A 15789-nucleotide genomic window follows, 5' to 3' on the forward strand; every position below is an offset into this window, starting at 1 on the left:
AGTATTTCGCTTTGCAACTTTTTACACAGCAGATTTCTGGCCCGCACCGCATACCTGGAAGTCAATGCCAGTCATGAAATCGCTGCGCTTTCTTCGAAAAAGGACCCAACCATTCCTTTTCGCTGCAATGGTGTCAGCTACTATCCGGAGATTACACTCCGGCAGCTGCGGGAACAGTTACATCTGCAACACAAGTATAAAATTCTGGATTTCGGGGTTCTGACTCCATACTCATTTCCGGAATTTGTCCGCTGTGATTACTGTATTGTACTGACAAATGTGAGTATTTGGAAGGATCGGCAGCTCTTACAATTTATTGAGGAACTGAAAAAAACAAATTTAGGAAAGGATTATAAAACAAATGTCCGTTTTATGAGTATGGGAAACCTCAAAAAAGACCGAAAAAGAGTCGAAACGTCCTATGGAATCCGTGTGATTCCGGTTCCCTTTCTCGAAAACCCGTTTCAAGTGTCCTCTCATGATTTTGGATTCTTTGAACAAATATGGAAAGGAAAACAGTTATCACATTAAATTTATCTACTGACAATCAGCTGGTCATTGAATTCAGACCAGAAGTATATGAAAGTCTGATCGTTACTTTTTAAAACGATCCATTAAAAAAAATAAAATAACAAATGGGCTATTATTATGGGTGTGAAATGAGTCTCAATGCAACTCCGTCACGCACAAAATAAACTGAAAAAAGACAAATGGGAGGGCAGATCCACAGACACAACTGCCCTCCCGAAAAAATTCAAACAACTTCTATTTCTTAATTTTATCTGATTCCATTTGAATCTGTACAGGCACAATGCTATAATCGGAATAAATATATAATTTGCCAACAGACAAAGGAAGGACGGCTCATGAAGAAAAAATCTCATTCCATTTTCGCTGTGCTTGCACTGGCACTTGTCATTGCTGCAGCGATCGTAGTCTTCGCCCTGATCCGCAAATACACACCGAGTAAGGAACACGAAGATTTAACCACTTATTATCATCTGACAAATTCCGATGAGGTTGCCATTGTTTTAAATAATGAAGTAACCTCTTCCAAAGCCAGGGTCATTGACGGTCATATTTATATTGATTATGATTTTGTCCATGACAATTTAAATTCACGTTTTTACTGGGACAATAACGAGAATATCCTTCTCTATGCAACAACACAAAATCTGATCTCGGCACAGGCAGAGCAGACCAGTTATATGGTTACAAAATCTTCCGCAGATTACGGTCGTAAAATTGTTACCATAAACTCTGATACTGCATATATTGATCTGGATTTTGTAAAGGAATATTCCGATTTTAAATACAAACATGTAAAAGATCCCCACCGGATCATTATTACCAGCCAGTGGGGAAAATACCAGACTGCCACTGCCAAAAAAAATGCCTCCCTGCGCGTAAGAGGAGGCATCAAAAGCCCGATTCTGAAAAAAGTTTCTTCCAAAGAGGAAGTCACCGTGATCGAACAGGGCGACAACTGGGACAAAGTAATGACAGACGACGGTATTATCGGATACATGCAGAAACGTATGCTTTCCTCCGTCAAAGAAAAAACAAGAAAAAGCGATTTCACTCCGGATACCTTTGCACATATAAAGAAAGATTACAATATCTGTATGGCCTGGCATCAGGTCACAAACCAGTCTGCAAATAACGCGGTTTCCTCTGTCCTTGCCAATACCAGAGGAATCAATGTACTCTCTCCTACCTGGTTTTATCTGAATGACAACAATGGAAACATTGCCAACCTGGCAAGCCTGAATTATGTAAATTACTGTCATAACCAGGGGATTGAAGTCTGGGCGCTTGTCAGCAATCTGGAAAATAAAAATGTCGATACAACAGAAGTCCTGACCCATACCTCTAAGAGACAGAATCTGGTAAACCAGATTGTTTCCATGGCGATTCAATACAATCTGGATGGAATCAACGTAGACTTTGAAAGTATGAACGGGGAGAAAGTCGGGGATGCATTTATTGAATTCATCCGGGAGCTTTCCATCAAGTGCAAAAACAACGGGGTTGTTCTTTCTGTAGACAATTACGTTCCGATGTCACATACTTCCTTTTATAACCGAAAAGAACAGGCAAATTTTGCAGATTATGTTGTGATTATGGGGTACGATGAGCATTATGCCGGAAGCCCCGAAGCCGGGTCTGTTGCCTCTTTAAGCTGGGTAACCCAGGGTGTAAGCGATACTTTAAAAGAGGTTCCTGCCGATCAGGTAATTCTTGGAATGCCATTTTATACGCGTGTATGGGAAATCCCGTCCGAGAGCAGTTCCGATGACACAGCAGCCGGTGCCAAAATTCCCTCAAAAATTTATGGCATGAAAGCTGCAAACGATTTTCTCGCCACACATGGTGCAACCAAAACATGGCAGGATGACTGTGGACAGAACTATTCGGAATTTACAGATAATGACACTACCTATAAGGTATGGCTGGAAGACTCCGCCTCCGCAGAATGCCGGTTGAAACTGGTAGAAGAAAAGAAGCTTGCCGGTGCATCCTTCTGGAAACTCGGATTTGAAACGAGTGATATCTGGGATACCGTTACCAGGTATATCCACTGACTTACCTGCATATATATAGGAATAAATAATTCCATAAAGCAGGTTCTATGAAAAAGAAATTTGAAATTCTTATGGTTGCCTGTCTGTTTATAAGTGCTTTCTTACTTGCGCGTGCATCAGCTGCACTGACATCTTCCAGACATGCGGCTTCCTCCAAAACCTGTATCGTTCTTGATGCCGGACATGGAGGAAGCGACCCTGGAAAAGTTGGCTGTAACGATGCTCTGGAAAAAGACATCAACCTGTCTATTGTGCTAAAACTCAAAACCCTGTTTGAAAACAAAGGATATAAGGTTGTACTCACGCGAAGTGATGATACCGTTCCTGCAGATGAAAACTCGCGCAGTGTAAAAGTAGAAGATCTGCGAAACCGCGTAAAACTGATCACAGATACCAATCCGGTTATGACCATCAGCATCCATCAGAACAGTTTTCCGGATGCCTCTGTCTCCGGTCCACAGGTGTTTTACTTCGAACAGTCTGCGGAAAGTTCTGCAATTGCCTCAGTCATGCAGGATACCCTAAACAACAGCCTTAATCCTCCAAAGCCAAGGGTTTGTAAATCCAACAACGACTACTACATATTAAAAAAAACACCCACACCGATCATAATTGTCGAATGTGGGTTTCTGAGCAATGAAACGGAAGCGGCTCTGCTGGTCACAGATGCCTATCAGGAAAAACTGGTCCGCGCCGTTTACCTCGGTGCCATAACCTATCTGGAAAGCGGAAAAGACGTACCGGATACTGCCACCTAATCCGTTTCTTTACAAAACGATATACTAGTTACACTTGATCTCAAACTCTTTATCCTGTGCAAACTGTGCACTGTTGTAAAGAATCAGTATATCGGTAGGTGAAAACATTTCCAAAAGCCGGTCTCCGCTTACATTCAGCTGGCGAAGATCCACAACGACAAGTTTTTCATAATCTTCTGCCAGAAAAGGAAGGATACTGTTCGCAAAAGAATCCTTGATCAAAAGCAGCGTTTTTCCGTTCTTTATTCCCCCGGTAATCTCAAGCACTGCCTGATTCCCACCGGTAAAAACGCTGTACTGGTCTGCTGTTTTCAGAAAAGAAAAATCGTACAGTGTCTTTGTCTTCTTTTCTCCCATATTATAAACAACACGCAGTTTATCCGCCGGCTCATAAATCTCAATTTTGTCTGCCTGTCTGGCATAATTTATTTTTGCATAGGTTGTTCCATAGAAATCTTTACTGATGCAACGGAACTTCTTTTTCCCCTGTGCCCTCTGAAGATCTCCACCAACCGCCTTTGTGTATTGTTCATAGGCATACCATGCTCCCAGCGTCGTCCAGTGATGGTCTGTCCGGTAATAGATTTCTTCCTCTTTATGTGCATCCAGTACGGGCTCCACGGAAATCAGTACATCCTCTTTTTCCAATTTCTGCTGCAATGCATCATAAAACTTCTGCTCCTTATAATGAGGGGCAAATGCCGGAAGTTTTTCCCGGAGTACCCACGACTTTGTCGGCACCATCATCACATGGACATCCGCGTTCTGTTTTGTTTTTCCGACAAACTTCTCCAGAGCCTGCAGATTTTTGGAAATCTGCTGCGGATCAAACTCTTTTTCTGTATAGTGTTCCAAAAGGTAATGGTTCTTTCCGATGTAAACATTATGAATTTCATTTTTGCCCATAAACAATTCCATGTCTGTCTGGAACGAAACCCAATGATCCCTTCCGGGAAACTGATCCCGCAGATACGATTCATATTTTTTCTGGAATCTTCCATCCAGAACTTTCGTTATACTTATTTCCGGGCGTGTCTGAAGTTCTCTTTTTTCAACCGGAGAATAGGTTCTCTGATGCGACAGTGCTTCTTTTCCTGCCAGGCCGAGGAGAAGCACCATAAAAATCACCCCCGGCAGCCGTTTGAATATCCGTATCATAATTTTCTCTATTTGTACAGTTTATTGATGGCTTTTACGGCCTTTTCATTCTGCTTTTTATATGCAGCAATCACTTTGTCCTCGGACTGTTCCTCCTGCTTGTTGCTGATTGTTCCAAGCATGATAAAGCATACATAGTTTCCTTTTACATAAACTTTGGAAGCCTGAATCTTTAACTGGTTCATCGGGTACTGACAGGTATCCTGTATCAGTTCCTCCCTGTATTTTTTTAATGCCGACCGGATTTTCTTTTTGGAAGCTGCATTCTTTGCTTTTACAATAACCAGTGTGTCTGCATTTGCACTGATCATCGGCACCTCCGCAATTGCAGCACTGTACCATTTGGAAGAAATTCCGTAGCGTTCCTTCAATTCTTTCTTTGATACTTTTTCACTTGGGATATAATCATCCCCATACGCTTTCTTTACAGCATTGTATACTTTTTGTATGGATGGGGTTTTCTTCCCTTTCTGCGTGGATGCTTCTACCGTCACCGGTGCTTCCCATGCATTTTCCGGTGCATATATTCCTGTCACACAGGCAAGCACCAGTATCATTGCCACAATTTTCTTTTTCATTCGCCATTCTCCTTCCAGATCCTATATATTTTCATTCTTATCGTGAAACCACCTGTAATCTGGTTTCCGCACTATCCTACTACAGATCTTTTGTTTTTGTCAAAAGGGATTTTATGGAATTAATAAAAACTTCCGCTGTATGATACAACCGCGTTGTCTGTACCTGATTGGAACGGTCTTCCTCCAGTTCTCCCTGCTCTTTCATTTCACTTTCCCTCCGGATTCCGGACATCTCAAACTGCGACAAAGAAAGATCCGGTGTATATGCAACATGGATATCTGCCGGTTCCTGCATGGCATCCTGCATCTCCTGCAGATGCTCTTCGATCTGCTTTGCGGTCTCTTCGCTGCCTGTCACAATTGTTCCAGAAATACGGTCTGATTTTACCTGAAAAGATGCCGTAATCTTTCCTGCCTTTTCTCCATCCAGAAAAATATCCACAAGACCCTTTTTCTTTTTTCCTCTTACGATTTTTAAAGAAACCCCGGTGACAGAATCTCCTGTCTGCATCGGAATCACATAACATTCTTCCTGCGATTGTTTCGCACCAATCTGAAACTGTGCGGTCATCTGGCGCATTTCCCGGATATCAATCGTGCGGACATCCGGATCTTCTACGATCATCGTATCCATCACATGCTCTGCCACATCCGCAAGCGTCTCCATGGCATCTGCAAGATCCGAAGGATTCTCAAGGGCTTTTGAAAACTGTTCAAGTACCTGCTCTTTCATCTCTGCAATCTCTGTCATGGAATCTTTGGAAACATGATCTTGCTGAAACAACCGCTCCATCATCCGGTTTGGTTTGCGCAGCATTTCCGATGCTGCCATGACATTTATCATACTGTTTGGAATATCATACCGCTCCAGATAGGTATATACGTCTTCCGGTGTTTCTGCAAGCTGCTGATACTGCGCAAGCTGTTCCTGCCGATAGCTTTTTTCCGCTTCCTGTTCCCCAACGGATTCATCCATCTGCCGGAGTGCCTCTGCCAGTTGTTCCGGAGACATATTCTGCCACTTTTCTTCTCCCAGACGGGAAAGTTTTTCCGGTGAAATATGTTCCATCACATCGCGCAGACAATTCTGCTGGAACGCAGCCGAGATCTGCTCGTCAATTTTCGGACCTTCTGCTGTGCTGTCAACTCCGTCAAAATCATCGTCCACCTGATAATCCAGACCACTCTTTTTTTCTGAACGCACAGCATGCAAAAGGTTTCGCATCGTCACGTCCGATCCCTGATTCATCAGAAATCCAAGTGCTGCCCCATCTCCTTTTTCCACCTGTGCGATCAGACGGTAAATGCCGATATAACTGCTGCGCTCTTCCTCAGAAATCTCATGATTCTGCTCCAGTTTCCACAGATATTTGCTAAACCGTTCCTGCTCCTGTGTTCCGTTCTCCTGCTGAATCTCCTGTGCCGCCTGATTCAGCTGCTCCATAGTCATATCCAGTGGATTTTCCCCACGGCGGATCATTTCCAGCGTTACTGCCGGTTTCATATTAGAAAACGCATGCTGCATCTGCTCATCCAGTGCTTTTACTTCCATAATATTTTCTGGTGTAATTTCGGTATTGTTATATGCCAGTATCCGCACTGCACGGCGGTTTGTTTCACTTGTATCCAGCTGCAGATCCTGTAAAATATCGTCCACATTGGAAAATGCCTTTGTTATGGAATCCCCCATGTCACTGCGCGGAGCAGTCATCAGTGTTTCATAACTTTCATTTGCCTGTGCAAATGCGCGCTGCATCTGCGCTCCGGCATCATGAATCTCCTGAACGGAATCATCCGCATCCACCTGCCCGATTACATATGCCGGCTGCTGTTTCAGTTCGGCAAACACATCCATGGTTTCTGCCATAAGATCCACATTTTTTTCACTTGGCTCAACTCCGGCACCGGCAAGCAGGTCTTTATAGTATTCTCTCTCCTGGGATTTTAAATCCTCGACCAGATCCGCCAGCGGTGTCAGATCCATCTCTACGCCTGCTTTTTCCATCGCCACGGATGCCTCACTGGTCATTACCAGACGTGCTTCCTCCATCTGTCTGCGTGCAGTAATCATGGAAGCATCTGCCGGACGTTTTCCTGCCGCAATTGCCTTCGCCATGGAATCCACGATCTGGTCCCAGTCTATATGATCGGTCTGCAGATCGTCCGATAATCCCTGCAGATCTGTCAGATACTGCAGATTTTCCGGTGTAAGGGGAATCTGGTTTGCCACCAGCCACTTGCTGTTGTCCACCGCATGTTCGTCATCGGAAAGGCCTGCTTCTGCAATAATCTCACGAATCTGCGGCATCAGGGACCCAAAATCAATTCCGCTCTGCTCCGGCTCCACAATATTTTCTGCGCTGCTGCTGTAATTGGACAGATACAGATTGCGGATGGTCGGCTCCATATCATTTTTCAGAAGATAACTCATCGCCTGTTTCGTGATTTCCGGAATCGAGGCAGCCTGTGCCAGTGCCTCCGCACTGTCCTGCACATTTTCCTCCGTCGCCGGCAGGTCGTTTGCCGCAAGAGAGTCCATGATCTGCTGCGTCACAACCGGACTTCCGGTGATCTCCTCTAACTGTTCCTTTGTGAGTGTTCCGCCCATGGAAGACACATCCACTCCGGCTTTTGCCAGTGCCGCTTTAATCTTGTCTGTCACGGTAATAATGGTATGGCTGTCTGCATCGGAAATGGAAAATCCGTCCTCTTCCATCTTCTTTAAATCTTCTGTGGAAGTGGTATTTGCCACTACAGCGATTTCGTTGCTGCGCGCCTGTCCCGAAGAAATCTCCTGCCCTGCAATTTTTTCCGCTACTGTCTTTTCTTCCTGCCCCTGCTTTGCCGGGTTGGAATACGTTGCCATATCGATATTTCCAGCCTCGGACACCGCAGTTTTCTGCTGCACATAGGCTTCCTGTCCGCCAAAAGCTGCAACCGCTCCGGCATCCGGCATATTTGCCTGATAAGCCGCAATTGCCCTGTTACTGTTATCACGTTTTGCATTCCGCGTTACATCTTCCCATATATTTTTCTGCTCAACCTGCATGTATTGCCTCCGTACCATTACATTTTACGCTATAACATGTATCGGCAGGTTATCCCGGAAGCTAAAGGGGAAGATCCATATAAAAAGATCCGGAGTTTTCACCAGATCTTTTTTCCTGATTTACGATTGTTTCATTGCCTCTTCATATTCTGCTAATGTATATTTGATAAGAATTTTTTCTTTTGGCACGCCAAGTTCGACCATGTTTCGAATGGATGATATGCGCTCTTCACGCCGGCCTGTTTCCCGACCTTCACGCAATCCTGTTTCCCGATGCTCTTCCCATGCTTTACACAAATCTACCACCTCTTTCTCATCCTCACATGCTATTTCAATCCCGGTAAAAAGACAGATCGCCGCCACAGTTTCTGAATCCAGCCGGGAAAACTTTTCCGGATATTTGCCAAGCAGTTCCTGCACTTCCTGCTCACTTTCGGATGCCCGGATAAACTGCAGCAACTGTCCAACTTCTGTCCGGAATACGGAAAAATCTTCGATTTCCTGTGGAGCCAGCAGATTGATCCGGTAATCCGGTATCCACGGCTTTAATTCTTCATCTAATGTGCCAAACATCTCGTGCAGGCTTCGCGGTCCATCCCATGCTTCTGCTCCAAGATACACCGTAATCGTAATAACCGGAGTCAGGGTGTCATTCCTGTGAAACCCTGACAAAAATTCTGGTTTTGTTCCCCATTTCTTTTCCTTTTTGTGTCGTTTTCCAGCCTCCCTGACCTGTGCCCCATAATTTAACCCGGCATAAACCATGTCCTTTACCGGCATTGCATAATGAATATCGCTTTGCAGCTCTGCCCCAATCAAAACCAGATAGACATTTTGATTTTTCTTGATTATAACACGTTTTAATAAATCTCTCCACTTCTGAAATGAAATTTCTTTTCCATCCATTCCAAGCACCGATAACAACTCCGTTGTGTCAGTTGCTTCAAGTGCTTCTGGCAGGATGACCGTTCTACCTCCAAACAGTACCGCATTACACATATCTGCAAAACGTCTGTTATCGGCAAAATACTCGTTTGCCTTTCGGTCTTTTGCCCCCATACATCTTCTCCTTTGTGATGTCCTGCTATTTAATTTTCTGTTACACTGGGTATATCGGGATGAAACTCCCATGACTGATTCCGGTCATAAAATATACTTTCCTTTTATGACCGGAACCTATGTGATAAGATTACCGTATTTTCCTGCTGCTGTCAATCTTTTAGCGTCTTTTATTTTCCAACAAATACAATTTTGTTATCCTGCCAATAGTTAATATCGTATTCCAGTTCAATATGTTTGGAGTCTTTCGGGACTTCAAAATAAACCGTTCCTTCCGTCTGTCTTCCTGCGGATAAGGTTGCGTCAAGACCACTGTCATCCCCGATCCACTGCTGGTCTGCCTTGCTGTTGTCTGCATAACATTCCCAGTCCATCATTGTCGACACATTCTGATCGGTATCCGATGTATTTTCAAACTTAAACTTGAACTGCCAGTATTCGTACCCTTTTTTTGGTGTGATGTATTCATTATCACTCTTATATTTTCCTGCCGAAACAAATGTAATTTTAAAATCTTCTGTTTCTACAACATCGCCCACCTGAAAAACATTGCTTTTGTCCTGAGTTTCTGTATCGTCTGTTTTCTTATTTTCAGAAGATGTCTGCTTGTCATCCGAAGGTGTCTGGCTGATCTTCTGTGGGTTCTTATCCTTATCATCCCCACCCCCGCTGATTGCGGCAATGACAATGATCACAATGACTGCTATCACAATCCATTTTCCAATCCCTCCCTGCTTCTTCCGGCAGTTCGGACACACCTTCGCTTTCTTTGGGATTTCCGATTTGCAGTATTTGCACACTTTTGTTTCCTTTTCTTCTGCCATATTCCTTCCTCCTCGTTTGTAATTAACTGACTCTATTATACCGTATCTGTCTTTCATCCATTCGGTTCTCAACCATAAAAAATAGCTTCCGCATATGATTGGCATCCGTCATATGCCAATCATACCAGAAGCTGTTTTTTTATGGTCTGCCCACAGCAGACATTTTCTATTTATTTTCCCACAATATGCATGACATCCACGCGCAAATAGTTCTCAATTGCATACCCTCCCACGAAAAATACAAGGCTAAGCACCAGTTCCAGAATAATTTTTGCTGCCACAGGCATTCTGGAAAACGGATAGATTTTTTGATTCCATGAGCCGTAATTGGTCAGCACAGCCATTGGAAGCCAGAGATAGATACCCAAAGACAAAGCTTCCAGCAGCATGGTCGCAGTATTTTTATTGCACTCTGCGATACTGCCAATACTGTAAATTCCCCAAAAGGCATATCCCAGACAGGCAGTCACCTTTTTCCATGTTTTTCCTGTGCGGAAACCGGGAAGCGGCAACAAAATCTCTGACAGTTTCTGCTTTCGCTTTTTTGTGGCAAGTGCCCTTCGCATTTCATCTGCGGTCTGAAACCGCTGTTTTGCATCTATTGCCGTTGCTTTTAAAATAATTTTCTGCATATTCTGCGAACCATTGTATAAGCCGTCCCCCGGTAATTTCCCGGTCAGCATTTCATTGCATAGTACCCCTACAGCATATAGGTCTGTCCTTGCATCCGACTGGTGAAATCCAAATTGTTCAGGTGCTGCATATCCAACGGTTCCAAGTACCACGGTATCTTTTCCCTGTTCTTTTTTGACTTCGCGGGCAATTCCAAAATCAATCAGTTTTACAATGCCGTCATCTGAAATCATGATATTCCCGGCAGTAATGTCCCTGTGGACAATGCCAAGCGCATGTACCTGTCCCAGTACTTCCAGAATATCCGCCATATAATCTTTCACACGTTCTTCTGCAAACACGCCATAATATTCCAGATACTGCTGCACGGAAATCCCCGAAATATAGCCGGTAATCAGAATTCCCCTTTCCTCTCCTGCTGCAAAATCGTATATGTTTTCCAGATGCTCATTGCGAATGGCAATCAGCTTTTCATAAACAGGGATTACAGAAGCTGCTACATATTTCTTTACAAAAATTCTTCCGTTATCACGGTTTTTTGCAAGAAAGATATCCTGTTCCCCAAGCGGACAAATCGTTTCATACGTTTCATCCAGATACCCATATTTCATATCCTGATTCATATTTGACAGTTCCTCATAATTCTATATATAATGTCTGTTGTCATTATAGCAAAAAGGACAAACCATGTGATGAAAAAAACCGAAGAATTACTTAAAACGATCCAGTCGTGTAAAAATTATCAGGATTTTATTTCCGAAAGCAGACAGGAACTGATTTCCGTCCGGAAATTAGGGGAAGCCTTTCAGGAAATCCTGACACAGAAAAAACTGAAAAAAAGTGATGTTATCCGCAATTCCGGAATCGACCGTGGATATGCTTATGACATCCTTTCCGATAAAAAACAGCCTTCCCGCGACAAAGTGCTTTTGTTATGCCTGGGAGCCTCTTTCTCTTTTGAGGAAGTACAGACCCTTTTAAAGCAAACCGGCTATCCCATGCTTTACGCACGGATAGCCAGGGATAGTGCCATCATATTTGCATTCCGGCATCATATGTCGCCAATAGATACCAACGAACTGCTGTATGAACTCCAATTTGACCTTCTTTCATAATAAGCAGTTATGTTATATTTTAAACTGTTCTATTATTTTTTCAAGTTCGCTGACAATTTCCCGGTTGTTCTCTGAAATCCGCTGCGCCGCAATCCCTGCTGAACTTTTCGCCATCTTTTTAGATTCTACGTAATTTTCGGACACGTATTCCATCCTATTTCTGTGCAAACGCAAGCAGTTCTTTTCTTACATCTGCCAGATATTTTCGTCCTGCCACAATCCGCGTTCCATCCGCCATGTAAATCAGACTTCCAACTATAGAATCCACGTACACGATATTTATAATATATGATTTATGACAACGAACAAATTGCGGAGGCAATCGTTTCTCCATCTCCCCAAGGGAAACTCTCTCCGCATATGCCATATTTTTCATGGGAGACCTTATTTTATGTCTCATCTTTTATCACATAGCCTATTTCACTATTTTTTACTATATTCTAACACTATCAAAACCACTCCACAAAATAGTACTATTACAGAACCTATTAGAAATGGCCACAACCCATAATTATTTATAAATCCAATAAAATGATTTGTATCTTCATACATTACCCTGTCAAAGGTTGAAATTGCACTCAATACTATAATTTCCAAAAAACCAAATATTAAAAAAATTGTTCCAAGATATTTTTTCATTCTCATTTTTCTCCTAATTCATCTCATTATACAGCTTTATCTTTTTTCCGATTTATTAACAAATCCATTCCATATAAAAACTCGGCAGAAATTATCCCCATAAAAACAGCATTCCCTAATTTTACATTGCAAAGATTTAAAAATACCGCACAAACTACTCCACCTGCTAATATAACAACACCGATTTTACAATAGTTTCTCTTATAACCTTTCAAGTTTTCATCATGAATGACAGGTTCTGTAAAAATATTAATCAATAACAGGCCTCCAATATAATTCCGAAGCATTAAAAACATCACACACCAAATCAACATTGGGATCAACATTTTAAAATACCATGCACACACAAATATAACCATAAAGGGAATACTCATATTTATTTTCACCATTTTTCTAATATACTGCTTTCATTATATCATATATACATAAAATGCTGTTCTTGATTTAATTGTCGTTTGAAGCCAATATTTTGCAGTTCACACCAATTGCACCAATTCTATTGCTTTTTCTATACAAATATACTATTATAGAATTAAATATATTTTTAAGGAAATATTATGTTGTCAATTAACTATCTATCAGGATACCGAGTCATACACTATTAATGGCACTTTATCAGATACAATTTCTGATATCACGGATTTAATTTTGAGTTTTTCTGCTTAAACAAATGGTTCTATAAAGGATATACACCACAGAATTGGGAGAATGGAGATGATTGAAATGCACCGTATTCCACTTAAAATTGTGACAAGATTATCCGTTATATTTACGGTCATAGGTTTACTTCTTGTGATCATAGGTATTTGCACAGGAACTATGATAGGATTGATAATATTAGGAGCCGGGTTAGTGGAACTTGTTGGAACGATAATTTTTATTGCTGTGTTCAGAAGATGTCCTCATTGTGGTAGTTTTCTTAAAACAGGTTGTAATCGATATTGTCCACATTGTGGTAAATATGTGGACGAGAATGATTATATTTACTTCTAAGCAATGATCCTGTTTTTAAGTTGTACTTGAAAAGACTGCGCTGTGGTTTATGGTGTTGTCCGGGCAGATATGAATATCCGTACAAGACGCGATGTCAAGAAATTTTTAGAAGGACTCTCTACCGGAAGTTCCAGCCTTCTTAAGAATGTAACCGGTGGTTATCATTACCATACAATTGAAGCTGAATCCGAAGATATTTTAGATGATATTCAAAATGAACTCGCAGAAAAAGGTTTTCTGGCCAAACTGCAGGATTATGAACCTGTAGATTTCTGGGGCGAAGAAGAATCAAATACAAACGTTTAATGCAATCAAGGCGTCAGTCCGGTATTTCCGGAACTGACGCCTTTTAAGCATTGGAAATTGTCAATTCCACTGTTTTGTCTTACATATACTTCTTCACAATATTCTCCATTACTTTCCACTTATGTTCCATATCAGAGACAAGTTTAAACTGTGTCCTTGCCCGGTCCAAATTCTGCCCCGGTCTGTGAATTTTAAAATAAATGTCTCCCTGAATATAATCCATAAGAAACCTCATTCCACATTCATAGGTCATAAGCCTAGCGCCCATCGGAAGCAGCTTTATCTCTTCCTGTGAAAGTTTTCCACCACATCCCTCTATAAAGCCATTCGCACATGCTTCAAAAAGTTCTAAGTTGAACCACACTTTATCCAGATTTTGTTCATCCTCTAATGCTGTACTTGCTCCAATCCGCACCGCATCTCCAAAATCATTCATGGCTGCCCCAGGCATTACAGTGTCCAGGTCAATCACGCATATTCCTTTTTTGGTATCCTTATCCATGAGGACATTATTAATTTTTGTGTCGTTGTGTGTCACACGAAAGCTGATTTTTCCACTTCTCAACAAATCCTGAAAGCAGTCCACAATTTCTTCCCTGTCCAATACAAACTGAATTTCCTCCCGGACTAAATCCGCTCTACCGCACACATCCTCTTCCACTGCCTTTTTAAATCTCTCAAATCTTTCTCTGGTATCATGAAATCCCGGAATTGTCTCATGAAGTGTTTTCGCCGGATAATCCGCTAACATACTTTGAAATCTGCCAAATGCCAGACCTCCCTCATAAAGTATTTCAGGATTATCTATCAAATCATAGCTTACGGTATTTTCAATGAATACATAAGCTCTCCAATACTCACCTTCTGAGTCCACATAATAGGGTTTCCCGTCTTTTGCCGGAATGACATTTAATGTCTCCCGCTCTGGATTTCCACCGTTAGCTGAAATTTTTCTTTTTAAAAATTCAGTGACTCCAACGATATTTTCCATTAATTCAACCGGGTTTTTAAAAATACTCTTGTTCATCTGCTGTAAAATATAATGCCTTTTTACTCCTTGTTCATTTTCAAATGTAACACGGTAAGTATTATTAATATGTCCATTTCCCCATGGAATTTCTTCTTTATATACACCTTCAAAACAGAAATTTGCAGCCACTTCTAATTTTCCGCAGAGCTGTTTTGGATAAAAATTATTCTCTTCCAGCTTTTTCAATGCAGTCATAACCATTGGTTTGTCTTTCCTGTAGGTAACTCCATACCACTTTTCTGTTGTAAGAAGAACTTTTACTTCTGCCTTATTGTTATCTAACAGTCTGCTGACAACTGACGGAAGATAATATTCACATTTCAGTGGATTATGTTGCAGCCCCTCCTGCAGAAAATCACGAAATCCATACTCAACTTCTGACAAAAATCCCTTGCTAAATCCCCATAAATTCATGGAAACAATCGTATCTCCTGCCAATTCCGTATAACTTTTTCCATCATCTTCCGTATATGCGGCATTCTCTCCACGTTTTACAATCGTTGTATGTTCTATTACACTGACAAGTTTTCCAGCACCATCAATCTCACAGACACCTCTTGCCACACTTCCATTCTCCGTCAAAGTATTTTTCAACTGATATCCTACCATTGCATACTGATACTTTTCATTATCTTCATGCACACTCAGATAATCATAAATCTGCTTAAATGCTTCTCTTCCATAATAGTCGTCTGCATTAATCACTGCAAATGGTCCGTCAATCATATCTTTACAGCTTAAAATTGCATGCGCAGTTCCCCATGGCTTTACTCTTCCGGCCGGAACTTCAAATCCCTCCGGCAGATTTTCCAGCTCCTGAAATGCATATCTTACTTTCATAATCTTTTCTATACGATTCCCTATGACATTATGAAAATCTTCCGCATTCTCTCTTTTTATTACAAAAATAACCTCTTCAAATCCTGCAAGATAAGCATCATAAATAGAAAAATCAACAATAATATGTCCATATTCATCTACTGGATCAATCTGTTTCATTCCACCGTAACGGCTTCCCATTCCGGCTGCCATAATTACAAGTACAGGTTTCTTCATATTCTT

Annotated in this window: 15 protein-coding genes; 4 read left to right on the top strand and 11 right to left on the bottom strand. The window is 41.7% G+C overall.

Annotated elements, in window-relative coordinates:
- Nucleotides 1–866 precede the first annotated feature (866 nt).
- Complete coding sequence (locus DXD06_RS03230; RefSeq protein WP_055067567.1) at nt 867–2585, top strand: glycosyl hydrolase family 18 protein; 1719 nt, start codon at nt 867–869, stop codon at nt 2583–2585.
- A 47-nt stretch (nt 2586–2632) separates the two neighbouring features.
- A complete protein-coding gene (locus DXD06_RS03235; RefSeq protein ID WP_055262725.1) occupies nt 2633–3343 on the top strand; it encodes an N-acetylmuramoyl-L-alanine amidase in 711 nt (236 codons plus the stop codon).
- 24 nt (nt 3344–3367) lie between these two features.
- Here DXD06_RS03235 and DXD06_RS03240 read toward each other — a convergent pair whose 3' ends face one another.
- From DXD06_RS03240 to DXD06_RS03265, 6 genes are all read right to left on the bottom strand, one after another.
- Nucleotides 3368–4501 carry a DHHW family protein gene (locus tag DXD06_RS03240; protein WP_117830622.1) on the bottom strand — a complete coding sequence of 378 codons (1134 nt, stop codon included), beginning with the start codon at nt 4499–4501 and terminating at the stop codon, nt 3368–3370.
- Between the two features lie 8 nt (nt 4502–4509).
- Nucleotides 4510–5079, bottom strand: coding sequence for a DUF4358 domain-containing protein (locus DXD06_RS03245; RefSeq protein WP_117830623.1), 570 nt, complete (start codon nt 5077–5079; stop codon nt 4510–4512).
- Nucleotides 5080–5158: 79 nt separating this feature from the next.
- Nucleotides 5159–8128, bottom strand: coding sequence for a DUF6240 domain-containing protein (locus DXD06_RS03250; RefSeq protein ID WP_117830624.1), 2970 nt, complete (start codon nt 8126–8128; stop codon nt 5159–5161).
- A 120-nt stretch (nt 8129–8248) separates the two neighbouring features.
- Nucleotides 8249–9187 (bottom strand): Rpn family recombination-promoting nuclease/putative transposase, encoded by a 939-nt coding sequence (locus DXD06_RS03255; protein ID WP_158569475.1) that lies wholly within the window; start codon nt 9185–9187, stop codon nt 8249–8251.
- Nucleotides 9188–9357: 170 nt separating this feature from the next.
- Complete coding sequence (locus tag DXD06_RS03260) at nt 9358–10011, bottom strand: DUF4352 domain-containing protein (RefSeq protein ID WP_158569476.1); 654 nt, start codon at nt 10009–10011, stop codon at nt 9358–9360.
- A gap of 170 nt (nt 10012–10181) precedes the next feature.
- Nucleotides 10182–11267 (bottom strand): serine/threonine protein kinase, encoded by a 1086-nt coding sequence (locus DXD06_RS03265; RefSeq protein ID WP_055262715.1) that lies wholly within the window; start codon nt 11265–11267, stop codon nt 10182–10184.
- Nucleotides 11268–11336: 69 nt separating this feature from the next.
- Here DXD06_RS03265 and DXD06_RS03270 point away from each other — a divergent pair, with 69 nt between their 5' ends.
- A complete protein-coding gene (locus tag DXD06_RS03270; protein ID WP_055262713.1) occupies nt 11337–11759 on the top strand; it encodes a transcriptional regulator in 423 nt (140 codons plus the stop codon).
- 12 nt (nt 11760–11771) lie between these two features.
- Here DXD06_RS03270 and DXD06_RS17685 read toward each other — a convergent pair whose 3' ends face one another.
- From DXD06_RS17685 to DXD06_RS16940, 4 genes are read right to left on the bottom strand one after another with little or no spacing between them, the layout of a single operon-like run.
- A complete protein-coding gene (locus tag DXD06_RS17685) occupies nt 11772–11903 on the bottom strand; it encodes a hypothetical protein (protein WP_278308185.1) in 132 nt (43 codons plus the stop codon).
- A gap of 10 nt (nt 11904–11913) precedes the next feature.
- Nucleotides 11914–12159 (bottom strand): LytTR family DNA-binding domain-containing protein, encoded by a 246-nt coding sequence (locus tag DXD06_RS03275; protein WP_082424152.1) that lies wholly within the window; start codon nt 12157–12159, stop codon nt 11914–11916.
- Between the two features lie 23 nt (nt 12160–12182).
- Complete coding sequence (locus tag DXD06_RS03280) at nt 12183–12398, bottom strand: hypothetical protein (protein WP_117830627.1); 216 nt, start codon at nt 12396–12398, stop codon at nt 12183–12185.
- Between the two features lie 26 nt (nt 12399–12424).
- On the bottom strand, nt 12425–12655 hold the full coding sequence (locus DXD06_RS16940; protein WP_147343602.1) for a hypothetical protein: 231 nt from the start codon (nt 12653–12655) through the stop codon (nt 12425–12427).
- A 778-nt stretch (nt 12656–13433) separates the two neighbouring features.
- Between DXD06_RS16940 and DXD06_RS03295 the strand changes: the two genes are divergently transcribed.
- Nucleotides 13434–13697 carry a 3H domain-containing protein gene (locus DXD06_RS03295; protein ID WP_243000840.1) on the top strand — a complete coding sequence of 88 codons (264 nt, stop codon included), beginning with the start codon at nt 13434–13436 and terminating at the stop codon, nt 13695–13697.
- 79 nt (nt 13698–13776) lie between these two features.
- Here the strand turns inward: DXD06_RS03295 and DXD06_RS17765 are convergent, their stop codons facing one another.
- Nucleotides 13777–15783, bottom strand: coding sequence for a phosphotransferase (locus DXD06_RS17765; protein WP_082424150.1), 2007 nt, complete (start codon nt 15781–15783; stop codon nt 13777–13779).
- Nucleotides 15784–15789: the final 6 nt, after the last annotated feature.

The organism is Roseburia sp. TF10-5, assembly GCF_003462365.1.
Taxonomy (GTDB): Bacteria; Bacillota; Clostridia; order Lachnospirales; family Lachnospiraceae; genus Roseburia; species Roseburia faecis.

Bases quoted from the DNA above. Each gene is read 5' to 3' on its own strand.
- DXD06_RS03280 (WP_117830627.1), bottom strand. From the start codon at position 12,398: ATGAAAAAATATCTTGGAACAATTTTTTTAATATTTGGTTTTTTGGAA.
- DXD06_RS03265 (WP_055262715.1), bottom strand. From the start codon at position 11,267: ATGAATCAGGATATGAAATATGGGTATCTGGATGAAACGTATGAAACG.
- DXD06_RS03275 (WP_082424152.1), bottom strand. From the start codon at position 12,159: ATGAGACATAAAATAAGGTCTCCCATGAAAAATATGGCATATGCGGAG.
- DXD06_RS03260 (WP_158569476.1), bottom strand. From the start codon at position 10,011: ATGGCAGAAGAAAAGGAAACAAAAGTGTGCAAATACTGCAAATCGGAA.
- DXD06_RS03245 (WP_117830623.1), bottom strand. From the start codon at position 5,079: ATGAAAAAGAAAATTGTGGCAATGATACTGGTGCTTGCCTGTGTGACA.
- DXD06_RS03250 (WP_117830624.1), bottom strand. From the start codon at position 8,128: ATGCAGGTTGAGCAGAAAAATATATGGGAAGATGTAACGCGGAATGCA.
- DXD06_RS17765 (WP_082424150.1), bottom strand. From the start codon at position 15,783: ATGAAGAAACCTGTACTTGTAATTATGGCAGCCGGAATGGGAAGCCGT.
- DXD06_RS03230 (WP_055067567.1), top strand. From the start codon at position 867: ATGAAGAAAAAATCTCATTCCATTTTCGCTGTGCTTGCACTGGCACTT.
- DXD06_RS03240 (WP_117830622.1), bottom strand. From the start codon at position 4,501: ATGATACGGATATTCAAACGGCTGCCGGGGGTGATTTTTATGGTGCTT.
- DXD06_RS03255 (WP_158569475.1), bottom strand. From the start codon at position 9,187: ATGGGGGCAAAAGACCGAAAGGCAAACGAGTATTTTGCCGATAACAGA.
- DXD06_RS03270 (WP_055262713.1), top strand. From the start codon at position 11,337: ATGAAAAAAACCGAAGAATTACTTAAAACGATCCAGTCGTGTAAAAAT.
- DXD06_RS03235 (WP_055262725.1), top strand. From the start codon at position 2,633: ATGAAAAAGAAATTTGAAATTCTTATGGTTGCCTGTCTGTTTATAAGT.